This is a genomic window from Leucobacter massiliensis (assembly GCF_002982315.1).
Taxonomy (GTDB): Bacteria; Actinomycetota; Actinomycetes; order Actinomycetales; family Microbacteriaceae; genus Leucobacter; species Leucobacter massiliensis.
Genome location: NZ_MWZD01000023.1, coordinates 34,665 through 59,943, shown reverse-complemented (window position 1 = coordinate 59,943; position 25,279 = coordinate 34,665). Strand labels below are relative to the sequence as shown.

22 protein-coding genes and 1 tRNA gene are annotated in these 25,279 nt (G+C 71.4%); 3 read left to right on the top strand and 20 right to left on the bottom strand.

The features are described 5' to 3' along the window. Positions 1–6: 6 nt before the first annotated feature. From atpA to prmC, 9 genes are all read right to left on the bottom strand, one after another. Entirely contained in the window at positions 7–1,632 is a 1,626-nt protein-coding gene (atpA, locus tag B4915_RS13430; protein ID WP_105806330.1) for a F0F1 ATP synthase subunit alpha, read from the bottom strand. A gap of 55 nt (positions 1,633–1,687) precedes the next feature. Further along, the gene (locus B4915_RS13425) at positions 1,688–2,464 is read right to left on the bottom strand and encodes a F0F1 ATP synthase subunit delta (protein ID WP_105806329.1); all 777 of its coding nucleotides are present in this window, start codon (positions 2,462–2,464) and stop codon (positions 1,688–1,690) included. Next, the gene (locus B4915_RS13420; protein ID WP_105806328.1) at positions 2,464–3,018 is read right to left on the bottom strand and encodes a F0F1 ATP synthase subunit B; all 555 of its coding nucleotides are present in this window, start codon (positions 3,016–3,018) and stop codon (positions 2,464–2,466) included. Before B4915_RS13420 ends, B4915_RS13425 begins: the two co-directional genes overlap by 1 nt. Positions 3,019–3,051: 33 nt before the next feature. Then, positions 3,052–3,279: an ATP synthase F0 subunit C gene (atpE, locus tag B4915_RS13415; RefSeq protein ID WP_105806327.1), complete on the bottom strand. Its 228-nt coding sequence runs from the start codon at positions 3,277–3,279 to the stop codon at positions 3,052–3,054. Positions 3,280–3,332: 53 nt separating this feature from the next. Beyond that, complete coding sequence (gene atpB / locus B4915_RS13410; RefSeq protein ID WP_105806326.1) at positions 3,333–4,160, bottom strand: F0F1 ATP synthase subunit A; 828 nt, start codon at positions 4,158–4,160, stop codon at positions 3,333–3,335. 238 nt (positions 4,161–4,398) lie between these two features. After that, positions 4,399–4,887, bottom strand: a complete 489-nt coding sequence (locus B4915_RS13405; RefSeq protein ID WP_245907517.1) for a Cg1360 family ATP-synthase-associated protein — start codon at positions 4,885–4,887, stop codon at positions 4,399–4,401. After that, entirely contained in the window at positions 4,884–6,092 is a 1,209-nt protein-coding gene (locus B4915_RS13400) for an MraY family glycosyltransferase (protein ID WP_105806325.1), read from the bottom strand. Before B4915_RS13400 ends, B4915_RS13405 begins: the two co-directional genes overlap by 4 nt. Before the next feature lies 1 nt (position 6,093). Then, positions 6,094–6,753 carry an L-threonylcarbamoyladenylate synthase gene (locus tag B4915_RS13395; protein ID WP_105806324.1) on the bottom strand — a complete coding sequence of 220 codons (660 nt, stop codon included), beginning with the start codon at positions 6,751–6,753 and terminating at the stop codon, positions 6,094–6,096. Between the two features lie 71 nt (positions 6,754–6,824). Continuing rightward, complete coding sequence (gene prmC, locus B4915_RS13390; protein ID WP_181158600.1) at positions 6,825–7,712, bottom strand: peptide chain release factor N(5)-glutamine methyltransferase; 888 nt, start codon at positions 7,710–7,712, stop codon at positions 6,825–6,827. Positions 7,713–7,853: 141 nt separating this feature from the next. Here prmC and cysK point away from each other — a divergent pair, with 141 nt between their 5' ends. Further along, positions 7,854–8,789, top strand: coding sequence for a cysteine synthase A (gene cysK / locus B4915_RS13385; protein WP_105806322.1), 936 nt, complete (start codon positions 7,854–7,856; stop codon positions 8,787–8,789). Between the two features lie 105 nt (positions 8,790–8,894). Continuing rightward, positions 8,895–9,464 carry a serine O-acetyltransferase gene (gene cysE / locus B4915_RS13380; RefSeq protein ID WP_105806321.1) on the top strand — a complete coding sequence of 190 codons (570 nt, stop codon included), beginning with the start codon at positions 8,895–8,897 and terminating at the stop codon, positions 9,462–9,464. A 31-nt stretch (positions 9,465–9,495) separates the two neighbouring features. Here the strand turns inward: cysE and B4915_RS13375 are convergent, their stop codons facing one another. The 8 genes from B4915_RS13375 to B4915_RS13340 form a co-directional block, all read right to left on the bottom strand. After that, a complete protein-coding gene (locus tag B4915_RS13375; protein ID WP_105806320.1) occupies positions 9,496–10,887 on the bottom strand; it encodes an MFS transporter in 1,392 nt (463 codons plus the stop codon). Positions 10,888–11,011: 124 nt separating this feature from the next. Beyond that, entirely contained in the window at positions 11,012–12,085 is a 1,074-nt protein-coding gene (gene prfA, locus B4915_RS13370) for a peptide chain release factor 1 (RefSeq protein WP_105806319.1), read from the bottom strand. Next, on the bottom strand, positions 12,085–14,157 hold the full coding sequence (locus B4915_RS13365) for a transcription termination factor Rho (protein ID WP_105806383.1): 2,073 nt from the start codon (positions 14,155–14,157) through the stop codon (positions 12,085–12,087). The genes prfA and B4915_RS13365 overlap by 1 nt, the downstream gene beginning before the upstream one ends. Positions 14,158–14,388: 231 nt before the next feature. Next, positions 14,389–15,336 carry a homoserine kinase gene (gene thrB, locus B4915_RS13360; protein ID WP_105806318.1) on the bottom strand — a complete coding sequence of 316 codons (948 nt, stop codon included), beginning with the start codon at positions 15,334–15,336 and terminating at the stop codon, positions 14,389–14,391. Then, entirely contained in the window at positions 15,333–16,643 is a 1,311-nt protein-coding gene (locus tag B4915_RS13355; protein WP_105806317.1) for a homoserine dehydrogenase, read from the bottom strand. Before B4915_RS13355 ends, thrB begins: the two co-directional genes overlap by 4 nt. After that, a complete protein-coding gene (lysA, locus tag B4915_RS13350) occupies positions 16,640–18,097 on the bottom strand; it encodes a diaminopimelate decarboxylase (protein WP_105806316.1) in 1,458 nt (485 codons plus the stop codon). The genes B4915_RS13355 and lysA overlap by 4 nt, the downstream gene beginning before the upstream one ends. A 266-nt stretch (positions 18,098–18,363) precedes the next feature. Beyond that, positions 18,364–19,791: an APC family permease gene (locus B4915_RS13345; RefSeq protein ID WP_105806315.1), complete on the bottom strand. Its 1,428-nt coding sequence runs from the start codon at positions 19,789–19,791 to the stop codon at positions 18,364–18,366. 29 nt (positions 19,792–19,820) lie between these two features. Continuing rightward, positions 19,821–20,930, bottom strand: coding sequence for an alcohol dehydrogenase catalytic domain-containing protein (locus tag B4915_RS13340; protein WP_105806314.1), 1,110 nt, complete (start codon positions 20,928–20,930; stop codon positions 19,821–19,823). Positions 20,931–21,089: 159 nt separating this feature from the next. Between B4915_RS13340 and B4915_RS13335 the strand changes: the two genes are divergently transcribed. Beyond that, complete coding sequence (locus B4915_RS13335; protein WP_105806313.1) at positions 21,090–22,559, top strand: PucR family transcriptional regulator; 1,470 nt, start codon at positions 21,090–21,092, stop codon at positions 22,557–22,559. Positions 22,560–22,592: 33 nt separating this feature from the next. Here the strand turns inward: B4915_RS13335 and B4915_RS13330 are convergent, their stop codons facing one another. The 3 genes from B4915_RS13330 to B4915_RS13320 form a co-directional block, all read right to left on the bottom strand. After that, positions 22,593–23,366, bottom strand: a complete 774-nt coding sequence (locus B4915_RS13330) for an LmeA family phospholipid-binding protein (RefSeq protein WP_245907516.1) — start codon at positions 23,364–23,366, stop codon at positions 22,593–22,595. A gap of 3 nt (positions 23,367–23,369) precedes the next feature. Continuing rightward, on the bottom strand, positions 23,370–25,040 hold the full coding sequence (gene argS, locus B4915_RS13325) for an arginine--tRNA ligase (RefSeq protein WP_105806381.1): 1,671 nt from the start codon (positions 25,038–25,040) through the stop codon (positions 23,370–23,372). 120 nt (positions 25,041–25,160) lie between these two features. Next, a tRNA-Arg gene (locus tag B4915_RS13320) sits at positions 25,161–25,233 on the bottom strand. Positions 25,234–25,279 lie beyond the last annotated feature (46 nt).

Genomic DNA, 25,279 nt, shown 5'->3' with positions numbered 1-25,279 from the left:
CCGTCGCTACTTCTTGACGACCAGCTGCTCCTGCTTGATCTCTGCCTCGTCGAGCGCCTCGAACTGCTCGTTCAGCGCCTTGCCGGCGGAGGTGCGGAACTCGCTCTTGAACTTCTCGATCTGCGCGGTGATCTCGGCGACGGTGTCGTCGTCGAGCACGTTGGTCGAGCGGAGCGTGTTCAGCGCCTCCGAGTTGCGGCCGAGGTAGTCGAGGAACTCGCGCTCGAAGCGCAGGATGTCCTCAACGGGCACCTCGTCGAGGAAGCCGTTGGTGCCCGCCCAGATGGAGACGGTCTGCTCCTCGACCGGGTACGGCGTGTACTGCGGCTGCTTGAGGAGCTCGGTGAGACGCGCGCCGCGCTCCAGCTGCTTGCGGCTGGCCGCGTCGAGGTCCGAGGCGAACATCGCGAAGGCCTCGAGCGCGCGGTACTGGGCGAGCTCGAGCTTCAGCGTGCCCGACACCTTCTTGATGGACTTCACCTGCGCGTCGCCGCCGACTCGCGACACCGAGATGCCGACGTCCACGGCGGGACGCTGGTTCGCGTTGAAGAGGTCGGACTGCAGGAAGATCTGGCCGTCGGTGATCGAGATCACGTTGGTCGGGATGTACGCCGACACGTCGTTCGCCTTGGTCTCGATGATCGGGAGGCCCGTCATCGAGCCCGCGCCGAGATCGTCGGAGAGCTTCGCGCAGCGCTCCAGCAGGCGGGAGTGCAGGTAGAACACGTCGCCGGGGTAGGCCTCGCGCCCCGGCGGGCGGCGGAGGAGCAGCGACACGGCGCGGTAGGCCTCGGCCTGCTTCGACAGGTCGTCGAAGATGATGAGGACGTGCTTGCCGTCGTACATCCAGTGCTGGCCGATGGCCGAGCCCGTGTAGGGCGCCAGGTACTTGAAGCCCGCCGGGTCGGAGGCCGGCGAGGCGACGATGGTGGTGTACTCCATCGCGCCGGCGTCCTCGAGCGCGCCCTTCACCGAGGCGATGGTCGAGCCCTTCTGGCCGATCGCCACGTAGATGCAGCGGACCTGCTTGGTCTTGTCGCCCGACTCCCAGTTGGCCTTCTGGTTGATGATCGTGTCGATCGCGATCGCGGTCTTGCCGGTCTGACGGTCGCCGATGATGAGCTGACGCTGGCCGCGGCCGACGGGGATCATCGCGTCGATCGCCTTGATGCCGGTCTGCAGCGGCTCGTGCACCGACTTGCGCTGCATCACGCCGGGCGCCTGGAGCTCGAGGGCGCGACGGCCCTCGATGCCGGTGATCTCGCCGAGGCCGTCGATCGGGTTGCCGAGCGGGTCGATGACGCGGCCGAGGTAGCCCTCGCCCACGGGCACCGACAGCACCTCGCCGGTGCGGGTAACCGGCTGGCCCTCTGCGATGTGGGTGAACTCGCCGAGGACGACGACGCCGATCTCGTCTTCCTCGAGGTTCTGCGCGAGGCCGAGCGTGCCGTCCTCGAAGCGCACGAGCTCGTTCGCCATCACGCCGGGGAGGCCCGCGACGTGGGCGATGCCGTCGGCGGCGTCGATCACCGATCCGACCTCGGTCTTCTCCGCCTGGGTCGGCTCGTACGACGCTGCGAAGTCTTTCAGCGCGTCGCGGATCTCGTCCGGGCTGATTGAGAGTTCTGCCATTTCGTTTCCTCTGTCTGGTCCGGAAGCGCCGCCCCCGGTGGTGAAAAGTTGAGCCTTAAGCGGCGAGCTGCTGTCGGAGATCCTCGAGGCGTGCGCGCACGCTGCCGTCGATCACGTCGTCGGCGAGCTGGATGTGCACTCCCCCGATGACCTCGGGATCGACGACGGTCGTGATCTTGACGGGACGACCGGCGGACTGCTCGAGCGCGCGGGCCAGACGATCCTGCTGCGCAGCGCTGAGCGGCGCCGCGACCGTGACGGTCGCGAGCTCGTTGCCCGCCTGGTCGGCGACGGTGCGGGCCGCTGCGCGCAGCGCGGCGTCGATGCGGCGGCCGCGGGGGTTCGCCGCGAGGTGGCTCACCACCGATACCGCCGACGCGGAGGTCTTGCCGCTCAGCAGTCGCTCCACGAGCGCCACCTTGCCGGCGGGCTCGGCGAGCTTGCTGCCGAGGCTGAGCTGCAGCTCGTGGCTGCGATCGACGAGATCGGCGACGGCGAGCAGCTCGTCCGCGAGCGCGGGATTGACGAGGCCCTCGGCGCGCAGCCCGAGCTCCTCGACGCCCGCGACGAACTCGGACGTGTTCGACCACCGCGCCTGCACGGCGACGGCGAGCACGGAGCGCGCGTCAGCGGAGAACCCGCCGAACAGCCGCTCGACCACCTGGGTCTTCGACTCGGCCGGCGCGGAGGCGTCGCCGAGGGCAGCGGCGAGCGCGGGGCTCGCCGCCAGCTGGCCCGCCGCCCGCAGCAGTTCGCCGCCGACGGCCCGGTCGAGCCCCTCCCGCAGCGCGGAGCGCGCCTGGATGAGGGCTTCGCGTGACGCGCTTCCCATTACTTGGCCGCCTTCTCAGATGCTTCGAGCTCGGCGAGGAAGCGGTCGACGAGTGCCGACGCCTTCTGGTCCTCGCTGAGGCTCTCGCCGACCACGCTCGAGGCGAGGTCGATGGCGAGCGATCCGACGTCCTTGCGGAGCGAGACGACGGCGCTCTGGCGCTCGGCCTCGATCTGCTGCTGGGCGGCGTGGGTGACGCGGCCGGCCTCGACCACCGCGTCCTCCTTGGCCTTGGCGACGATCTTGGCGGCGTCTGCGCGAGCCGCCTCACGGATCTCTCCGGCCTCCTGACGGGCGCTGGCGAGCTGCGCGGTGTACTCCTGCAGCGCCGCCTCGGCCTTCGCCTGGGCCTCGTCGGCCTTCGCGATGTTGCCCTCGATGGCCTCCGCACGCGCATCGAGCATCGCCTGCATCTTGGGAAGGAAGACCTTCCAGAAGGCGACGAGGATGATGACGAATGCGACGGACGACCAGAGGATGTCGTACCACGCCGGAATAAGCGGATTCTTGGCCGCTCCTTCCTCAGCAGCGGCAAAGATCACTGCGTTGAGCATCAGTGCCTCCCTTTCGAGGTGTGAGGAAGATGATTAGCCGACGAAGATGAAGTACGTGGCGATACCGATCAGCGCGAGCATCTCGGTGAAGGCGATACCGATCCACATCAGCACCTGGAGGCGGCCGGCGAGCTCGGGCTGACGGGCGACACCCTCGATCGTCTTGCCGACGACGATGCCCACGCCGATGGCGGGGCCGATGGCGGCGAGACCGTAACCGACGGTAGCGATGTTGCCCGAGATTTCAGCGAGAACAGACACAGTATGTGTTTCCTTCCGTGTGTTGAGCGCGGCGGGAGCCGAACCCGGTTGGTTTAGTGCTCTTCGGCCAGCGCGAGCTGGACGTAGACAGCGGTGAGAAGCGTGAAGACGTAGGCTTGCAGGACCGCGACGAGGATCTCGAAGAGCGTGAACGCGAAGCCGAAGGCGAAGGTGCCGATGCCGAAGAGCTTGAAGGCCCCGTCAGCCGAGAAGAGGAAGAACTGGGTCGCGGCGAAGAACAGCACGAGCAGCAGGTGGCCGACGAGCATGTTCATGAGGAGTCGCAGCGCGAGCGTCACCGGACGCATGATGAAGGTCGAGAGGAACTCGATCGGCGTGACGATGATGTACATCGGCCACGGCACGCCCGCCGGGAAGAGCGAGTTCTTGAAGAACTTGCCCGGGCTCTTCTTGACGCCCGCGTAGATGAACACCACGTAGGAGACGACCGCGAGCACCAGCGGGTACCCCACCAGCGAGGAGGCCGCGATGTTGAGGAACGGGATGACGCCGGTGATGTTGAAGGCGAGCGTCAGGAAGAAGATCGTCGTCAGGATCGGCAGGAAGCGCCGGCCGTCGACCTTGCCCAGCAGGTTCTCGGCGATCTGCACGCGCACGAAGTCGAGCGCCATCTCCGTCAGCGACTGACCGCGCGAGGGGATGACGCGCATGCGGCGGGTGCCGAGCCAGAAGAGGAACAGCAGCACGACCAGCATGAGGATGCGGATCAGCATGATGCGGTTGATCTCGAAGGGGGTGCCCTCGAAGAAGATCGCCGGAGGATAGAACTCATCCAGCGACGGCGGGTGGAATTCTCCCCCCTCGGCGGCATGAAGCAGACCTGGGGCCACGAGTTGCACAGCGTTAGCGAACAGCGCCATTCTCCTGATTCGGGGTGCAGACACAGCTGCACAGCGTCGAACGATGGTCGTGCCCCCGGCGCTCAGGGCAGACACGCATGGCGCGACCCGGCAGGGAACTTCTCAATCGTATCAAGGATTCCGCCGCGGGCGAAACCGAGCGGCGGCGCGAATACGCGGATCGCGGGGGCCTGGGTGCGCCCATGCGGGCACCCCGGATTCACCCAGCGTTTTCCTCTCCGCCACCAGTGAGCAGCGCTCAGGGAGCGCCCGTCACCACGGGAATCCGCGACTTCGCCACGACGGCGACATCGATGCCGACCGAGACGAGGACACCGGTGATGATGCCGAAGAACAGCACCGTCGGATCGAGCAACGGCTGATCCCGCAGCAGCACGGCGGCGACGATGAAGGCGATGAACTTCACGAGCCAGCTCCCCAGCACGATGGCGAAGAAGACGATCACGTAGGAGGGGCTCTCGATGAAACGGTTGGCGAAGGCGATGCTCGCGACCGTGATGCCGAGCAGCACGCCGCCGATCCCGGCGCCGATGATCCCCCCGAGCAGCCCGCGCTCCTGCGACACCAGCCACCCGATCCCCGCGAAGACCACGATCAGCGCCGCCGTCGCGATGGCTCCCCAGCGGAGCGCGCGCAGCAGGATCGGCTGCGAGCTGGGCATCGGCCTGGGCCCCGAATCGGGCGATCCGGGGTTCGCCTCGGCTCCGTGGGTGACGGGGTTGCTCACTCGGGGGTCCTTTCGTCTGCCGGCTCCGCGGTCTGCCGCGTCCGCTCGCGGGAGTCGTCGGCGGGATCGCCCCGCCCACCCCACCGTAGCAAGCGCCGCTGCTCGAAGGCTGCGCGCACCCGGCCCGCGGGGAAGAGCAGCACCACCGCACAGGCGATCCCGCCCAGCACGAGGACGATCACGGGAAGCATCAGGCTCTGCAGCGTGAACACGAGGAGCAGTGCCACGGAGAGCACCGCGGTCCCCAGGTAGAAGATGAACACCGCCTGCAGCGGCGAATGACCCATGTCGAGCAGCCGGTGATGCAGGTGCAGCCGGTCGGCCGAGAAGGGGCTCTTACCCGCCCGCAGCCGCCGGAACACTGCGAGCGAGAAGTCCGCGAGCGGGAGGGCGAGCACCGCGACCGGGAGGATGATGGGGATGTAGGCGGCGAGGACCAGCTTCTGATCGAGCGCCGCAGGGTTGATCTCCCCGGTGACCGAGATCGTCGAGGTGGCCATGAGCAATCCCACCAGCAGCGCACCCGTGTCCCCCATGAACATGCGGGCACGGTGCCAGTTGTAGGGCAGGAAGCCGATGCAGACCCCGACGATGGTGACCGCGATGAGCGCGGCGAAGGCGACCGACTCGAACTGCCCCATCCGGGCCAGCAGCAGCAGCGTGTAGATGAAGAACACCGAGTTCGCGATGATCGCGACCCCGGCCACCAGCCCGTCGAGTCCGTCGACGAAGTTGACGGCGTTCATCACCAGTGTCACGAGGAACACGGTGATGATGAAGTTGCCGATCGGGGATGCGACGATGAGGGTGTCGCCGAGCGGAAGCGAGACGATCTGCACCCCGTTCCAGGCGAGCAGGCCCGCTGCGGCCAGCTGCGCGGCCAGCTTGATCATCCAGTCGAGGTCGAGGACATCGTCGAGCACCCCGATCACCGCGATGATCGCGCACGCCCCGAGCAGTCCCCACATCTTCGAACCCTCGTCGTAGAGAGGCGCGAAGCGCTCCTGCGTGCTGCCGATCGCGAAGGCGGCCAGGATCCCCGCGAACATCGCGATTCCCCCGAGCCGCGGCGTCGGCGTGCGGTGCACGTCCCGGGCGCGCACCTCGGGGGCCAGGCGGAAACGCCGGCTGATCCGCAGCACCCCGTACGACGCGGCCGCGGTGACGAGCGCAGCGACCGCGGCGACGAGCAGGAACGACAGCATCTCAGTCGCCGAAGGTGACGTTCGGCAGCACCTCCGCGATCTGCTCGCGGCTCACCCCGCCCGCCCTGAGCAGGCGCAGTTCACCGCCCTCGGCACCGAGCCCGGTGGCGTCGATGATCGTCGACGCGGTGCCCCCGGCCGCGCCGGCCTCCAGGTAGACGGCGACCGAGTCTCCGAGCATGGCCTGCGCTTCGGCAGCCGTGCGCGCCGCTGGCTCACCGCTCAGGTTCGCCGAGGACACGGCGAGCGGCCCGGTCTCCTCCAGCAGTTCGAGCGCGAGGGGGTGGTTCGGGATGCGGAGCGCGACCGTTCCTCCGGTCTCCCCGAGATCCCAGCTCAGCAGGGGGTTCGCGCGCGTGATGATCGTGAGCGCACCCGGCCAGAACGCCTCGGCGAGTGCGGTGAGCGGCGCAGTGACCTCGGCCGCGAGCGCCGTGAGGGTCGCGGTGTTCGGGATCAGCACCGGCGGCGGCGACTGGCGGCCACGGCCCTTCGCGTCGAGCAGCCGCTGGACGGCCTCGGGCGTGAAGGCATCGGCCGCGACGCCGTAGACGGTGTCCGTGGGCATGACGACGAGCTGTCCGCTGCCGAGCGCGCGGCGCGCGGTGCGCGTGCCGGCGAGCAGCTGGGAGCTGTCGGAGCAATCGAAGACGTCGGCCATAAGCGACCACTTTACTCCCGCGGGCTGTCCGCCGGCGGAGCGCGCCGCGTGCCGTGACGTGTGCGCGGACTTCAGCGCACCGCCGTCGTGACGCGGTCCCGGCCCGTCAGATCGGGATGCGTGGCCGCGGCGCGCCAGCCGTCCGCGGTGAGGAGGCGCCGGATCGCCGCCCCCTGCGTCTCCGCGTGCTCGAGCACCAGGCTGCCTCCCGGACGCACGAGCGGGAGTCCGGCCCGGCTGATGTGGCGGATCAGCTCGAGGCCGTCCTCGCCGCTGTAGAGCGCGAGCGCCGGATCGTGGTCGCGCACCTCGGGGTCTCGCGGCACCATGCCGGCGGGCACATACGGGGGGTTCGAGACGAGCACGTCGACGGTGCCGCGCAGCGGCGCGAGCGGCTCCGGGTCCCGGGCGTCGCCGAGCAGCAGGGTGACCCGCCCTCCGCCCCACTCCGCCACATTCCGCTCCGCCCAGGCGTGCGCCTCCCGGCTGCGCTCCACCGCCCACACCCGCGCCGTGGGCACCTCGTGCGCGAGTGCGAGCGCGATGGCCCCGCTGCCGGTGCAGAGGTCGACCGCGAGCGGAGCCGGGTGCGCGACGGCCTGCAGCGCGTCGATCGCGAACTGCGCGACGATCTCCGTCTCGGGCCGAGGCACGAACACGCCGGGGCCGACGGAGAGCTCGAGCGAGCGGAACGCCGCGCGCCCCGTGAGATGCTGCAGGGGGATGCGCTGCGCGCGTGACTCCGCGAGCCCGACGGCCTGCTGCCGCGCCTCCTCGGCGAGCCCCTCGCCGAGGACCGCGAGCGCCTGCACGCGCCCCCGGGATACGCCGAGCACGTGGCCCAGGATCAACTGGGCCTCGGTCTGCGGATCCTCGATGCCGCCGTCGCGCAGCACGGCCTCCAGCTGTGCCAGCACATCCGGGACCGTCGCCCGCCCCTGCTCTTCGACTCCGCTCACTCCCCCACTCTGCCACAGCCGGGAGCGGCGGCCCGGGGCGCCGTCACGGGCCGCAATATGCCATTGCTTTCCCGCATCTCTCGGATAACTTCACGCTATAGTTCTTGGTGGCTTGCCCGCGAAGCTCAGGAGGTCCCCCACATGGCACGCATCCACGACAACATCACCCAGGCCTTCGGCAATACGCCGCTCGTACGGCTCAACCGCGTCACCGACGGCGCAGGCGCCGAGGTGTACGCCAAGCTGGAGTTCTACAACCCGGCCGGCTCGGTGAAGGATCGCATCGGCATCGCCATCATCGACGCCGCCGAGCGCTCGGGCGAGCTGCAGCCCGGCGGCACCATCGTCGAGGGGACCAGCGGCAACACGGGCATCGCGCTCGCCTTCGTGGGCGCGGCGCGCGGCTATCGCGTGATCCTCACCATGCCCGAGACCATGAGCATCGAGCGCCGCAAGCTGCTCGCCGCCTACGGGGCGGAGATCGTGCTCACCGAGGGCCCCCTCGGCATGAAGGGCGCGGTCGCGAAGGCCGAGGAGATCGCGGCGAACACTCCGGGCGCCGTGCTCGCGAAGCAGTTCGCCAACCCCGCGAACCCGGCGATCCACCGCGCCACCACGGGCCCCGAGGTGTGGAACGACACCGACGGCGAGGTCGACATCTTCATCGCCGGCATCGGCACCGGAGGCACCATCACCGGCGCAGGCGGCTACCTCAAGGAGCAGAAGCCCGGCCTCCAGGTGATCGCGGTCGAGCCCGTCGACTCGCCGCTGCTCACCGAGGGCAAGGCCGGCCCCCACAAGATCCAGGGCCTCGGCGCGAACTTCGTGCCGGACATCCTCGACCGCGAGGTGTACGACGAGGTCATCGACGTGAGCCTCGCCGACTCCATCGCCAAGGCGCGCGCCCTCGGCACCGAGGAGGGGATCCTCGCGGGAATCTCGGGCGGCGCGGCCGTGTGGGCGGCCACCCAGGTGGCCCAGCGCCCCGAGAACGCCGGCAAGAAGATCGTCGTGGTCGTGCCCGACTTCGGCGAGCGCTACTTCTCGACCGTGCTGTTCGAGGACCTGGAGGTCTGACCCGGCCTCCGGGCCGCACCGGCCCGGAAGCACCCGGCGGGCTCGCGCGGAGACGATTCGCGCGGGCCCGCCGTCGCACCCGCCGACTGATTCCGAGAGGCACGAGTGAGCATCTTCTCCCGCATCCGCGAAGACATCCGCGCCGCGAAGGCCGGGGATCCCGCCGCGCGCAGCGGCGCCTCCGTGTTCCTCATCTACTCGGGGCTGCACGCGGTCTGGTGGCATCGCCTCTCCCACGCACTGTGGCGGCGCGGGCAGCGCTTCCTGCCGCGCGCCCTCTCGCAGTTCGCGCGTTTCCTCACCGGCATCGAGATCCACCCCGGCGCCACGATCGGCCGCCGCCTCTTCATCGACCACGGCATGGGCGTCGTGATCGGCGAGACCGCGGTGATCGGCGACGACGTGCTCATCTACCACGGCGTCACCCTCGGCGGCACCGGTCACAGCACCGGCAAGCGCCACCCCACCATCGGCGACCGCGTCGTGATCGGCGCGGGCGCGAAGGTGCTCGGCGATATCGAACTCGGCCACGACAGCGCCGTCGGCTCGAACGCCGTCGTCGTGCACTCGGCGCCCCCGTGGACGACGCTCACGGGCATCCCCGCGCAGGGCCGCCCGCGCCGCGGAGCGCCCCGCGCCGAGACCCCCGACCTCGCGGACTTCTACGTGATCTGAGCGTCGGCGGCGACTCCCGCGCCGCACGGTCTCAGCGGAGGCTGCGGCCGTGCTCCTGCATCCACCCCTTCGTCCGTCGCGACTCGATGAGGATCATGGTCAGCCCGAAGAGCCAGAACGGGATCTGCACCGCGAAGGCCACCTTGAAGGCCCCCATCGAGTAGCTCTCGGGCGAGCCCGCCCCCTGCAGATCGAGCACCAGGCCGATGAGCAGGATCACCACGAGCGACGCGGTGAAGCCGCCCGTGTTCACCAGTCCCGTGCCGAAGCCGGCGAAACTGCGCGGGGTGTGCGAGCGCGCCACCTCGAAGGAGATCATCGAGGCCGGCCCGCCGATCGGCGTGACCACGAGCAGCATCACGAGCAGCCACAGGGGCGGCGTCCCCGGCCACAGCAGCACCGCGATCCAGACCGCCATGATGGCCACGACGATCCCGAACGCGATCCACACGCGACGCTCCACGAAGCGCGAGCTCAGCGGCCCGAGCAGCAGGCCGGCCGTCATCGACGAGAGCACCGTGAGACTCAGGAGCCCGCCGGCCGTCGGCAGCGACAGCCCCACGCCCCCGGTCAGGAACGGCGTGCCCCACAGCAGCAGGAAGACGTTCACCGCGAACGGTGAGGTGAAGTGCAGCCAGTACGCGAGCCGCACGCCCGGGAGGGCCAGCAGACGCTGCGCCCGCGACCAGAAGCCGAGCACGCGCACCCGCGGCTCACGCACCACCGGGATCATCTCGGTGGACGGCGGCGAGACCTCCGCGACCCCGGTGGGCGGCGGGGTCGCGAGCGAGCGCGCCTCGCGGCTGAGCCTCCCCTTCCGCCCGAGGACGCGCTCCAGGGCGGTGCCGTCGCCGGGCCGGTCGCGCAGCACCAGCGCGGAGAGCAGCACCACGAGCAGCCCGCACGCGGCGAGCCCGAGGAACCCTCCGGTCCAGCCGATGGCACCCACGAGCGCGGCGAGCGGCGCGACCGACACCAGCTGGCCGGCCTGGCCGATGAGCCCGGTGAGCTGGCTGACAGTCGCGAGCTGGCGCAGGGCGAACCACTCGGGCAGCATCCGCATCACGCTGATGAAGGTGCAGGCGTCGCCGGCGCCCACGAGCACGCGCGCGAGGATCGCGAGGCTCACCTCGGGGGCGGTCGCCATCACCGCCTGGCCCGCGACCATGAGCAGCCCGCCCCCGAGGATCATCGACGTCGCACCGAAGCGGTCCAGCAGCACCCCGACCGGGATCTGCAGCGCCGCGTAGACGATCAGCTGGATCATGGCGAACATCGATAGCAGGGTCGCGTCGATGCCGAAGTGATCCTGCGCCGCGGGGCCCAGCGCCGAGAGGGAGGAACGGTTGATCACGGCGACCGCGTAGGCGAGCGCCGCGATCCCCCAGACGACCCAGGGCAGCAGAGGCCGTGCGGTTCGCATGAGACCATGCTATCTGGGCGCGGGCTCCGCACCCGCACACGAGCGCCTTCAGCTGGCGCAGTGGCGCCACCGCGCCTTGCCTGTGAACGCGGGCGCGTTCACATCGATGCGAGCCGCGCCGCCGCTACTGGCCGAGCGCCTTCAGCCGCTCCGTTTCGTCCATGCTGATGCACGACTCGATCACGGGATCGAGCGCGCCGTTCATGACCTGGTCGAGGTTGTAGGCCTTGTAGCCGGTGCGGTGATCGGCGATGCGGTTCTCCGGGAAGTTGTAGGTGCGGATCCGCTCCGAGCGATCCATGGTGCGGATCTGGCTGGAGCGGTGCGCGCTCGCCTCGGCCGCGGCCTCCTCCTGCTGCCGCGCCAGCAGCCGGGCGCGGAGCACGCGCATCGCCGCCTCCCGGTTCTGCAGCTGCGACTTCTCGTTCTGCATGGCGACCACGATGCCGGTGGGCAGGTGGGTGATGCGCACGGCCGAGTCCGTGGTGTTCACGGACTGGCCGCCCGGGCCGCTGGAGCGGTAGACGTCGATCTTGAGGTCGTTCTGGTTGATCTCGACCTCCTCCGGCTCGTCCACCTCCGGGTAGACGAGCACCCCGGTGGTGGAGGTGTGGATGCGCCCCTGCGACTCGGTGACGGGCACCCGCTGCACGCGGTGCACGCCCCCCTCGTACTTCAGGTGCGCCCACACGCCCTGCGAGGGATCGCTCGCGTTCGACTTGATCGCCACCTGCACGTTCTTGTAGCCGCCCAGATCGCTCTCGTCCTTCTCGAGGATCTCGGTCTTCCACCCCTTCGACTCGGCGAAGTGCAGGTACATGCGCAGCAGATCCGCTCCGAAGAGCGCCGACTCGGCACCGCCCTCGCCGCCCTTGATCTCGAGGATCACGTCGCGCGCGTCGTCGGGGTCGCGCGGGATCAGCAGGCGGCGCACCTTCTCCTGCGCCTCGGCGAGCCCGGCTTCGAGCGCCGGGATCTCCTCAGCGAAGGCCTCGTCCTCGCGGGCGAGCTCGCGAGCCGCCTCGAGATCGTCGCCCGCCTGCTGCCACTGCTCGTAGGCCGCCTTGATCTTGCTCAGCTCGGCATATCGTCGGTTCACCTTCTTGGCGCGGCCCGCGTCGGCGTGCAGCGCCGGATCGGCGAGCTCGTCCTGCAGTTGCGCGTGCTCGACGAGCAGCTGCTCGACCTGCTCGAACATCAGAACTTGCCGGTGCGCTGTGCCTCGGCGAGCAGCGCCGCGTTCGAATCGGTCGAGCGCAGGCGCGCCAGCACCTTCTCGGCCCCGTCGTCCTCGTGCAGCGCCGCGCGCACGGTTGCGACGGCCGCGGCCTCAGCCGCGCCCAGCTGCGCCTCGGCTCCGCGCGTGTACGAGGCCGCGAGGTCCACCACCGGCGCGGCTCCCGGCCGGGTCTTCTCGAAGCGCAGCTGCTGGTTCGCAACGGCGAGCACCTCGCGCAGCAGCATCTTGTCGGCGTCCACGCCGGTCTTCGCGTGGACCGTCGCCATCACGGTCAGCGAGCCGGCGTTCTCCACCTTGCGGGCGGCCGCGAGCAGGCGCTTGACCTGCCCGATCGCGAACTCGTCGAGCTCGCCCAGCGCGGGCCGGGCGGAGGCGTGCTGCGCCTGAGCATAGGCGTGCGCCAGGCCGTTGAGCGAGTCGAGCAGCACGACCACATCGTGCCCGAGCTCCACGAGCCGCTTCGCGCGCTCGATCGCAAGCTCCGCGACGGTCGCCTGGTCCTCGGCCGGACGGTCGAAGGACGCCGCGACCACCTCGCCGGAGACGGTGCGCTGGAGCTGCGTGGCCTCCTCGGGCTGGGCGTTCGTGAGCACGAGCATGAGGTGCGCCTCCGGCGCATTCGCGGTGACCGCCTGCGCGAGCTCCCCGAGGAGGGGCGCACCCGGCTGTCGCGCGGGCAGCACGAGCAGGCTGCGCTGTCCGAGGCCGACGGGGGCGACCAGGTCGATGGCACGGCCGAGCAGGGCGTCCTTGCCGGTTTCCAGGCGCAGGCGCTCCTGCGGGAAGACGGGGGTCAGCTCCGCCACCTCGGGGCGCTTCTCGCTCTCGTCGACGGGCCGGCCGTTGATGCTGTCGACCTTCACGATCGCGTTGTACTTCTGGCGGCCGCCGCCCTCGCCCTCGCGGGGCTGGCGGATCGCGCCGACGACGGCGTCACCGCGGCGGAGGCTGTACTTCTTCACCTGACCGAGCGAGACGTAGACGTCGCTCGTGCCCGGCAGGTAGCCGCTCGTGCGCACGAATGCGTAGTTGTCGAGGACGTCGAGGATGCCCGCGATGGGCAGCAGGACGTCGTCCTCGGTGATCTCCGGCTCGAGGTCGTCCCCCTGGCCGCGGCGCTTGCGATCGCGCTGCCGCGTGCGGCTCGAACGCGCAGATCCCTCGCCGTTCTTGTCGCCGCGCTCGCCGTTCTTCTCGCCGCGCTCGCCGTTCTGGGCCTGGCCGCGGCCCTTGCCCTCCTCGCCGGCGGCGGACTGCTCGCCCGCCTCGCCGCTCTCCGCGGCGTCGCTCTTCTGCCCGCGACCGCGACCACGGCGGTTGCGGCCCGGCTTGTCGCTCTCGCCGGAGCCCTGATCCGAGTCGCCCTTCGCGGCCGCCGGCTTCGCCTCCTCGGCGCGTGCCTCCTCGGCGCGGGCGGCCTCGGCGGGGGCGCTCTCGGACTGCGCGGCGTCGGCCTGCGCGTCCTCGGCCTGCGCCCGCGCAGGGGCGTCCTGAGCCGCCGTCTCGCCGCTCTGGGCACGTCGTCCCCGGCCGCGCTTGGCCGGCGCCTGCTCGGCGGCCGGGGCCTCCGGAGACTGCTCCGCTGCGGTGGCGGGCTCGCCGGCGGCCTCGGCGGCCTCGGCCGCAGGCTCCTCCGCGGCCTTCTTGCGGCTGCGGCTCGCACGCTTCTTCGGCGCCTCCGCGGCCTCGGGCGCGTCGGCCTCCGTGCTCGCGGGGGCCTCGGTGCTCGCGGCGTCGGTGCTCGCGGCCTCGGTGCTCGCGGCCTCGGTGCTCGCCGCGGCGGGGGCGGCCTCGGCGGCCGGCTCCTCTGCGGCCTTCTTGCGGCTGCGGCTCGCACGCTTCTTCGGCGCCTCCGCGGCGGGCGTCTCCGCGGCGGGCGCGGACGCGGTGTCCGCCGCCGCGGAGGCGGCCTCGGTGACCACCGTCTCGCCTGCCGCTCCGGCGGCCGCGCTCACGCGACGCGAAGCACGACGCCGCACCGGCGCGGTCTCCTCTGCGGGCGTGCTGGTGTTCTCTTCGTTGCTTTCCACGTTCTTCCTTTCGGAGCGGCGCCGGAACAGCGTGCGCATGGGGCCTCGCCTTCCCGCGCCGGTGCACAGATGTGCTTCGGGATCACCGGACGGAACGTCACGGTGAGGAAATCGATCCACATCGCGTTCGGCGGAGGCACGCAGCAGAGACACGCGGCGATTGCCACCCCAAGCCTCTTCCGGCGCCTCGCGGAAGACCCGCACCGGAATCAGCCGCACGGTATCCCGCGATTACGAAGGGATCGGCTCCACTGTAGCACCCTTGGTGTCGACGGCCAGGATCAGCGAGCGCCAGTCCGGGTAGCGCTCGGCGACGAGGTCGGCAGCGGCCAGGCGCTCCGCCGGACCGTTCGCCAGCACGAGCACGGAGGGCCCCGCTCCGGAGACGACGGCGGGGTGCCCGGCCGCGCGCAGCGCAGCCACCAGTTCGCTCGTGCGCGGCATGGCCGCGGCCCGGTAGTTCTGGTGCAGGCGGTCCTCGGTGGCCTCCAGCAGCAGCTCCGGGCTCTGCGTGAGGGCGGCGATGAGCAGCGCGGACCGCGAGACGTTGAAGACGGCGTCCTCGTGGGGCACCTGCTTCGGCTGCAGGCTGCGCGCCAGCTCGGTCGACATGGTGAAGCTGGGCACGAGCACGAGGGGCGCCACGCCGCGGTGCACCATGAGCCGCTTGAAACGCGGTCCCTGCTCGGTGCTCCAGGCGATCGTGAGACCGCCGAACAGCGCGGGCGCGACATTGTCGGGATGCCCTTCGAGCTCGGTCGCGAAGGCGAGCAGCTGGTCTTCGCTGAGCACGAGCGGATCGAGCGGATCGCTCTCGAGCAGTCCGGCGGCGATCATCACGCCCGCGACGATGGCCGATCCTGAGGATCCCATGCCCCGGCCGTGTGGAATGCGGTTGCGGGCTTCGAGCCGCAGGCCGGGGGTTTCACGTCCGAGCCGCTGGAACACGTGGGCCGCGGAGCGCACCACGAGGTTCGTCTCGTCGGTGGGCACCTCGCCCTCGCCCACCCCGCTCACCTGCACCTCGGCACCGGGCTCGCCGCGCGTGCTCGCAAGGACCTCGTCGCTGTATGCGAGCGCGATGCCGAGCGTGTCGAAGCCGGGGCCGAGGTTCGCGCTCGTCGCGGGCACGCGCACGTGCACCGCCCGCGATTCGTGGCCCGCGGATCCCGCGCTCACTCTCCGCCCTCCAGCCGCAGCACGCTCGTGACGCTCAGCACCATGTCGGCGACGCGCAGCGCCTCGACCGTCGCGGCGAGCTTCGCCTCGCGCGAGATGTGGGTGCCGATGACCAGCGCGGCCTCGCCCTCGCTGCCCTGCGCCACCGACTGCTCCACGCTCGCCGCGGACACGCCGTGGTCGGCGAGGATCCCCGCGATGGCGGCCAGCACGCCCGGCTCGTCGCGCACCTGCAGCATGATCTGGTAGGCGGTGTTGACCTCGCCGACCGGCAGGATCGGCAGTTCGGCGTGCAGCGATCCCGCGATGCCGGGCCCGCCGACGACGTGGCGGCGCGCCGCCGAGACGAGGTCGCCGAGCACCGCAGAGGCGGTCTCCTTGCCGCCCGCGCCAGCGCCGTAGAACATCAGCTCGCCGGCCGCCTCCGCCTCGACGAACACGGCGTTTTTGCCCTCGTACACCGCGGCGAGCGGATGATCGCGGCGGATCAGCGCCGGGTACACCCGGGCCGACACCCCGTCGACCCCGTCGGAGGAGGTGATGCGCTCGGCGATGGCGAGCAGCTTGATCACATAGCCGGCGTTCTTCGCCGTGGCGATCTGCTCCGCGGTGATCCCGGTGATCCCCTCCCGGTGCACCGCGTCGACGGGCACCTCGGTGTGGAAGGCGATGCTGGCGAGGATCGTGGCCTTCTGCGCGGCATCGTAGCCCTCGACGTCGAGGGTCGGATCGGCCTCGAGGAAGCCGAGCTCGCTCGCCACCCGCGCCGCATCCTCCGCGCTGTCACCGAAGCGGTCCATGCGGTCGAGGATGTAGTTCGTGGAGCCGTTGACGATGCCCATCACCCGGGTGATCTGATCCCCGGCGAGGCTCTCGCGCAGCGGGCGCAGGATCGGGATCGCCGCGGCGACCGCGGCCTCGTAGGAGAGCTGCGCGCCCACCTGCTCGGCGGCGGCCTCGAGCTCCGGTCCGTGCGCGGCGAGCAGGGCCTTGTTGGCGGTCACCACATCGGCGCCGCCCTGCAGCGCCTGCAGGATCAGCGTCCGGGCCGGCTCGATCCCGCCCATCAGCTCGATCACGATGTCGACGCCCTGCACGAGCCGCTCGGCGTCCGTGGTGAAGAGCTCGCGGGGCAGCTCCACGTCCCGGGGCGCGTCGATGTCGCGCACGGCGATGCCGGCGAGCACCAGGCCCGCCCCGGCGCGCGCGGCGAGCTCCTCGCCGTGCTCGAGGATCAGCCTGGCCACCTGCGCCCCGACAGAGCCGCAGCCCAGCAGCGCCACACGCAGATCACGGTACCCGTTCACTTGGTTTCTCCGTTCGTCGGTTCTTCTTGCACCGGCGTCACGCCGATCACGCTCTTCGCGAGCAGTTCGTCCTCGGTCTCGCCGCGGACGATCAGCCGCGACCGCCCCTCGCGCACCGCGACCACCGGCGGCCTCGGCACGTAGTTGTAGTTGCTGGCGAGGGACCAGCAGTAAGCTCCGGTCGCGGCCACGGCGAGCACATCGCCGGGCCGCACGTCGCCCGGAAGCAGATCGCGCCGCACCACGATGTCGCCGGCCTCGCAGTGCTTGCCGACCACGCGCACCAGCGCGGCTGCGGCCTCGCTGCGGCGGCTGGCGAGCCGCACGTGGTAGTCGGAGCCGTAGAGCGCGGGGCGGGCGTTGTCGCTCATGCCGCCGTCGACGCTCACGTAGAGGCGCTCGGCGAAGCCCTGATCGGCCGGATCGGCGTCGGCGTCGCTGCCGCTGAGCTGAACGGGCTTCGCGGTGCCCACGGTGTAGAGCGTCACCCCGGCCTGGCCCACGATGCTGCGGCCGGGCTCGAAGGCGAGCTTCGGCACGGCGATCCCGAACTCCGCGGCGGTCGAGGCGACGATGTCGGCCAGCTCACGGGCGATGTCCCCGATCGCCGGGAGCTCGTCGGCCTCCGCGCTCGTGTACGCGATGCCGAAGCCGCCGCCGAGATTCAGCTCGGGAATCGGCCGCCCGGCGAGACGTTCGAGCTCGGGGTAGGCGCCCATGAGGCGGCGCGCCGACTCGCGGAACCCGTCGCTCGCGAAGATCTGGGAGCCGATGTGGCAGTGCAGGCCGACGAAGTCGAGGCTCTCGCGGGCGAGGATCGCGGCCACCAGGCGCGGAGCGTCCGCGAGGGGCTGCCCGAACTTCTGATCCTCGTGCGAGGTCGCGAGGAAGGCGTGGGTGGAGGCGTGCACACCGCTGTTCACGCGCAGGCGCACGCGCTGCCGCACCCCGGCCGCCGCTGCGGCGGCGGCAACGCGCTCGGTCTCGATCTCGCTGTCGATGACGATGGTGCCGACGCCCGCGGCGACGGCGCGCTCGATCTCGGCCGTCGACTTGTTGTTGCCGTGGAAGCCGATCCGGGCCGGGTCGACGCCCGCGGCGAGCGCCACCGCGAGCTCCCCCCCGCTGGCGACGTCGATCGCGAGGCCTTCCTCGGCCGCCCAGCGCGCCACCTCGACGCACAGGAACGCCTTGCCCGCGTAGTAGACGGTGGCGGTGGAGCCGATCCGCGCGGCTTCGCGCTCGAGCGCCTCGCGCACCTCGCGGGCGCGATCCCGGACCGCCTGCTCGTCGATCACGTAGAGCGGGGAGCCGTGGCGTTCGACGAGCTCGGTGGCGCGGATCCCGGCGAGCTTCAGCTGACCGCAGTCGCGGCCGCGCCGGGCGGTCGGGGGGAAGACACGCGGATCGATGCGGTCGAGTTCGGCAGCGGTCTGGGTCGGCGTCTGCGTCATCGTTCGCTCCTGGGGGTCTGCGGGCGCCCGATACCGGGCCCCGGGTGGCTCTGTTCGCCCGCGCCCGCGGGACCGTCCGGCGACGAGTGGCGAGCGGACCCGGAGTGGCCCCTGAAGCCAGGCGCACGGAGGCGCGGCCTCTCAGAACGAACCCGATCAGTCTAGCGTGCCGAGCATGCCGCGCAGGGCGACGCAGCGCGTCCGCGGGAACGCAGCAGGGTCCCGCGCCGGCTGCGCGGCGCGGGACCCTGCTGGACGGCGTGCGATCAGCCGACGCCCTCGAGCATGTCGGTCTCGGTGTTGCCGATCGCGCGCATCACCTCGGGTCGGTTCTTGCGCAGGTAGCCGAACCAGGCGATCGCCCCGAGCATCGTCGCGAGGAAGAGGTAGGGGATGACGTTCAGCGGGAACGCCGGCACCGGCCACACATTGGCGAAGAACACGTACGCCATCGCCGCGACCGCGACCACGGCGCAGAAGGTGACGAGCCCGGTGCGCAGCCGCTCCCGGCGCACGTAGACGACGCAGGCGATCGCCACGAGCGCGTAGGCGACCATGTAGCCGTAGGTGCCGTAGGTGTCCACCCACACGACGATGTCCATGGGGTGCACGCCGCCGACCAGGAGGATGACGTCGAGGACGATGGCGGCGGGCCCGGCGATGAGGAGCACGCGGTGCGGGGTGAGGTGGGTCTCGTGGGTGCGGCCGAAGCGCTCGGGCACCACGCCCTCCTTGCCCATCACGTAGACGATGCGGCCGACGACGTTGAGCGGGGCGACGACCACCGCGAAGAACGAGGCGGCGACGCCGAAGACGAGCAGCGGGGTGAACCAGACGGGCATGTCGACCTTGTCGGCGATCGCCTGCAGCGGGCTCGCCACCTCGCCGAGCTCCTCCTGGAGGACGGCGATCTGGGTGTATGCGGCGAAGACGTAGAGCACGCCGACGACCACGGCGCTCCACATGATGGCCCGCGGGATCGCCGTGTAGGGGTTCTTGGCCTCGCGCCCCAGGGCATCCGCCGAGGAGAAGCCGACGAAGCCGAGGATGCCGAGGACCATGCCCGCCGCGACACCCTGGAAGGGGGCGCCTTCGAGCCGGAACTGGGAGGGATCCCAGGCCGCCGGGCCGACGGCGACGAGCGCGGTGATGAGCAGGACGAGGATGATGGCGACGGAGACGAGCTCCAGCACGAGCGAGACGCGCGCCGAGATGCGGATGCCGCGGATGGTGAAGAAGGTGGCGACTCCCCCGATCACGACGGCGAGCGCCACGAGCCAGGCGACGCCCGAGGCGGGGACGCCGAAGAACTGCAGCAGGTCTGAGGCGTAGGACACGGCCCCGCCGAGCGAGCCGGCGGCGATGCCCCAGCAGCCGACGATGAGTGCCACGCCCGCGATGTAGGCGCCGGTGGGGCCGAGGCCCTTGGCCACGTAGGTGTAGAGCGAGCCGGCGGAGGCGTTCTTCTTGGCGAAGACCGCCACGCACCAGCCGACGCAGAGGATCACGATCGTGGCGAGGACGAACGAGAGGATGGTGCCGTTGCCGGCGCCGAGGAAGATGCTCGCCGCCGTGAAGGCGATGACGGCGCTGGGAGCGATGTTCGCGATGGCCTGGGCCGCGAGTTCCGGCCCCGACATCACTCCGCGGCGCAGGCCCGCGTCGACGGGGGCCTGCTGCTGGGTGGTGGACATGGTGTGGGTCTCTCCTTCGAGGGGTGGTGTCAGTTCGCGTCGGGGATGAGGAGGGTGCGCAGCACGCCGCCGCCCTCGAGATCGTCGAGTGCCTCCGCGGCGGCGTCGAGCGGGCGACGGCCGGAGATCAGCGGGTCGAGCTTGAGCTGTCCGTCCATGTAGCGGTCGACGAGGGCGGGGATGTCGATCGAGGGCCGCACGGATCCGTAGTTGGAGCCGAGGATGCGCTGATCCGCCTCGGCGAGCACGAGCGGCTCGAAGGAGGCCCGCGCCCCGGTGGGAGGGAGGCCGACGATGACTGCGGCACCGCCGAGGCCGAGCATGCGGATGGCCTGCTCGGTGGTCGAGGTGCGGCCGATCGCGTCGAAGGCATAGTCGACGCCGTCGGGGATGAGCTCGAAGAGGGCCTCGACGGCGTCGCGGCCCTCGGTCACGTCGATGCGGTCGGTCGCGCCGAACTGCAGCGCCATGCGCGTCTTCTCGGGAACGACGTCGACCGCGATGATGCGTTCGGCGCCGGCGAGGCGTGCGCCCTGCACCACGTTGAGGCCGACGCCGCCGCAGCCGATCACGGCGACCGTGGCTCCGGGCTCGACGGCGGCGGTGTTGAGCACCGCCCCGACGCCCGTGGCGACGGCGCAGCCGACGACGGCGATGACGTCGAGCGGAGCGTCGTCCCGCACCTTGATGGCGCCGGAGGCGGGCACCACCACCTCCTCGGCGAAGGAGGAGACGCCGAGGTAGTGGTGGATGGGCTCCTCGCCGAGGCTCAGGCGGGAGGTGCCGTCGAAGAGCACGCCCTGCGGCGCGACGACGGTGGCGACCTTCTGGCAGCGCGCCTCGTGCCCCTGCAGGCAGTAGCGGCACTCGCCGCAGGGCGGCACCCAGCTGAGCACGACGTGGTCACCGACCGCGAGAGAGGTGACGCCCTCGCCGAGCTCGGTGACGACGCCGGAGCCCTCGTGGCCCATGACCATCGGCGCCGGCGCGGTCCACTCGCCGCGCTTGACGTGCAGATCGGAGTGGCAGACTCCTGCGGCGGCGATCTTCACGCGCACCTCGCCGGCTTTCGGGCCGGCGAGCTCGACGTCTGCGATCTCGACCCGGCTCTCGGGGTTGCGAAACACCACGGCTTTCATGGTTCACTCCTGTGTCGTTCGGAAGCGGTTGGTCCCCCGCCACCTCCGCGATGCGGCTCGGTGGCGACTGAAGCGATGCTACGGAGCAGCGCGGCCCGCTGTCACTGTGCCGGGTGACGGGTTCCCTGCCCGGGTCCCGACACTTGGTACACTTCCGGCATGGCCCTCGATCTCGCGGCAGTGGTGCGCGCCGTGGGCGGGCACCTCCTCCCGCACGGGCTGCCCGAACGCACCCCCGTCGACGATCTCACCGCCCTCCGGGACTTCACCGTCGTCGGCAACGCCAGCTACGCGACCCTGGTCACCGGAGCGGCGGATGCCCTGCTGGAGACCATCGCACCGCGCGGAGCCGGTCACGGACCCGGTGCCGCCGGCACCCGGCCGGGTGCCGGCGAGCTCACGGGCGCGGTCTACGTGAGCGGCGAGGACACCCCGCAGCTGCGCGACGCGCTCGCGGCGAGCGGGGTGACCGCGATCCTCGGGACGGAGCTCGGCGGCGGCGCCTTGCACGCCACGCTCGCCGCCCTCATCGCCGACGACCGCGCGGCGGGCGACCGGCTCGTCACTGCCGGGATGAACGTGCTCACCCAGGTGGCCCGCAGGGGCGGTGTCCGCGCGGTGATCCCCGAGCTCGCGCGCAGGATCGACGGCTGGGCGGTGCTGCTCGACGCCCAGGGCCAGCTGGTCGCGAGCGCCGGCGCCGGCCGCCTGCACATCTCGGATGCGGCCGCCCTCGCCCTCGGCCGCCCCGTGCGCGTGCGCCACGACGGCCTCCAGCTGCATCAGGTCGGTTCCGACCGCGACCTCGCCGGATACCTCGTCATCGCGACCCGGTCGAGTCGCACCAGCCACTCGCGCGACCTCGCCGCGCTCGCGGCCGCGCTCTGCGACCTGCTCCTGCGTTCCCACGACCCGGGCCTCACCGAGCAGCTCGGGCGCGAGGCGCTCCTCGCCACGCTGCTCGCCGGTGGGGCCGGAGCCGGTGAGCTGCTCCGGCGCTGGGGGGTGCACGAGTCCAGCCTCACCGGCTTCGAGCTGGGCGCGAAGACGCGCACCATCGACCTCGAACGGCTGCTCGTGCGCTGGTTCGACGAGCTGGGCGCCGAGCACGTCTTCGCCGCCGAGCAGGAGCGCGTGCGCGGCTTCGTGCGCGACGACCTCGCCTCTGAGCTCGCGTCCCGGGTGGAGGCCTTCGGCGCCGTGCCCGCGCACAGCGTCTACCTCGGGCTCGGGGCTCCCGCCCCGGCCGAGGCCCTGTCGCGCACTGCGGTGCAGGCCGGGCAGGCGCTCGAGACGGCGCTCTCCGACGGCGTGCGCGTGGTCTCCTTCGCGAGCCTGCCCACGGTCGACCTCGTGCTCGCCACCCTCGACGAGGCGTCGGGCAGAGGCCTGGCCACGGTCCTGGACCCGCTGCGCGACGCATCCGGCGCCCACGGCGAACTCACTCGCACCCTGCAGGAGTTCCTGGCCTCGCACGGCGCCCACCGGGCCAGCGCCGCGCGGCTCGGCATCCACCGTCAGACCCTGGTGGCCCGGATCCGCCGCGTCGAGCAGCTCACCGGCCTCCTCATGGACCGCGCCGACGACCGGGCGGCCGCCTGGCTGGCGCTGCGCGCCGCCGGTCTCTGAAGCGGCCGGAGCCGGCGGTGCCGGCCGCCGCCCTCAGCCGCAGCTGCCGGGCTGCAGTTCGGCGGGGTCTGAGAGGATCCGCGGATCCAGCACGGCCTCGATGCTCGCCGATCCGGTGCTCGACAGCCGCACCCCGCTGAGGGTCACTCCTGCGGGGAGGCGGTCCCGCACGCACACGGTCTGCGGCTGCAGGATCGGGTCGAGCAGCGATCCGGTCGCCTGGGAGATCTGCTCGGCGCTGAGGTCGAGCCCTGCCGCGTTGACACCGCGCGGCACGATCTCCACGTCGCCGTCGTGCACCTCCAGCGCGATCCGCGCGGTGAGCGTGATCTTCTGGCCGAAGACCTCGATGTCGCGGCCCACGACGAGCTCCCCGTCCCGCACCTCACCGCTCTGCGCGACCCCCGAGGTGAGCATCGAGATCACCGCTCCCAGCTGCTCCCGCGGCACCGTCAGAGAGGCGGTGCCGCCCTCGATCTCGCCCTCGGCGGGGTTGAAGGGCGAGAAGCCGGCGTGCACGCGGGCGTCGACCGGCACCCCCTCGATCAGGGGCGCGTCCGGGATCTCGACGGTCACGTCCCCGATCCCGCCGCGCAGCGCGAAGGCGAGGGCGGAGCCGCCGAGCGACACCTCCACCGGGTGATCGTCGCTCAGGCTCAGCTGCTCGCGCACGATCCCCCCGATCACTCCCGGCACGATCAGCCGCAGCGCGAGCTCCGCCGCGCCCGCGAGCACTCCGACGCCCACGAGCACGGCGAGGAGGCGCACCCACCAGCGCGGTCTGCGCCGCGCCCCGGGGCTCACCACCCGCTACAGCCTCTCGGGGGCGGAGACCCCCAGCAGATCGAGGCCGTTGCGCAGCACCTGGCCGGCGGCATCGTTGAGCCACAGCCGGGTGCGGTGCAGATCACCGATCTCCTCACCGGCGAGCGGCAGCACACGGCAGTTGTCGTACCAGCGGTGGTAGGCCGCGGCGAGTTCTTCCAGGAAGCGCGCGATGCGATGCGGTTCACGCAGTTCGGCTGCCCCCGCGACGACACCCGGGTACTGCTGCAGCTTGCCCAGCAGCTCGGTCTCGGTCTCGTGCGTGAGGAGCTCGGGCGCGAAGGAGCTGCGGTCCACGCCCGCCTGTGCGGCATTGCGGTCGACCGCGCAGGTGCGGGCGTGCGCGTACTGCACGTAGAAGACCGGGTTGTCGTTGGAGCGGCTGCGCAGCTTCTCGCCGTCGAGGGACAGCGGCGAGTCCGCCGGGTAGCGCGCGAGCCAGTAGCGCAGCGCGTCGCTGCCGAGCCACTCCAGCAGATCGTCGAGCTCGACGATGTTGCCGGCGCGCTTCGACAGCCGTGCGCCGTTGAGGTTGACGAGCTGGCCGATGAGGACCGTGATGTCCGTCTCGGTGTCGTCGCCCGCGGCGCCCGCGATGGCGGTGAGCCGGCCGATGTAGCCGTGGTGGTCGGCGCCGAGCAGGTAGATCTTCTCGCCGAAGCCGCGATCCTTCTTCGACAGGTAGTAGGCGGCGTCGGCGGCGAAGTAGGTGTACACGCCGTTGCCGCGGGTGAAGACGCGGTCCTTGTCGTCGCCGAAGTCGGTGGTGCGCACCCAGATGGCGTCGTCGGCTTCGAAGACGTGCCCCTGCTCGCGCAGCCGGTCGACGGCGGCGGCGATGGGGCTCGGCTCGCCCTGCTCGCCCGGGGTGTGCAGGGTGCGCTCCGAGAAGAACACGTCGAAGTGCACGTTGAAGCGCTCCAGCGAGTCCTTGATCTCGGCGAGCTGCAGCTGGTAGGCGAGCTCCTGGGCCTGCGCGAGCGCGGCGTCCCGGTCGCTCGCCGCGAGCTCCGCGAGCTCCGGGATCTGCTCGCGCACCCGCTCCCCGAGGGTCTGGATGTACGCTCCGGGGTAGGCGTCCTCGGGGGCGTCCTCGCCGAGCGCTGCCGCCAGCACCGAGCGGCCGAACTTGTTCATCTGCGAGCCGGCGTCGTTGATGTAGTACTCGCTCGTCACCTCCGCGCCCGCCGCGCGCAGCACCCGGGCCGTCGAGTCGCCGAGCGCCGCCCAGCGGGTGTGGCCGAGGTGCAGCGGCCCCGTCGGGTTGGCGCTCACGAATTCGAGGTTGATCTTCTGCCCGCGCAGGGCGTCGCCGCGGCCGTACGACTCGCCGGCCTCGACCACGCGGCGCGCGGTCTCGCCCGCACTGGCCGCGTCGAGCGTGACGTTGATGAATCCGGGCCCGGCGACCTCGGCGCGCGCCACCCCGTCGATGCGCTCGGCACGCTCGGCGATCTGCTGCGCGAGCTCGCGGGGGTTCACGCCCAGGCGCTTGGCGAACTTCATCGCCGCGTTCGAGGCCCAGTCCCCGTGCTCGCGGTTCTTCGGCCGCTCCACCGCGGTGTCCTGCTCCGTGACGATCAGCTCGGCGCCGCGTTCGGCGACGAGTTCGGAGAGGATGCGGGCGAGGGCGGCAGCGAGTTCTTGAGGCGTCACGAGCATCCAGTCTAGTGCGCAGGATCTGGCACGCTCCCGGTCGGCGACGAGCGGCCCGCGGAGAGATGAGCAGAGGGCCTGACCGGATGTCGCCACCCCGTCAGACCCTCGTGTCGCCAGTGCCCCCGGAGGGATTCGAACCCCCGACCTACGGTACCGGAAACCGGCGCTCTATCCCCTGAGCTACGGAGGCGAGCAGTCGGCGACCTCGACAAGCCTAGCGCACATCCGGCCCCCGC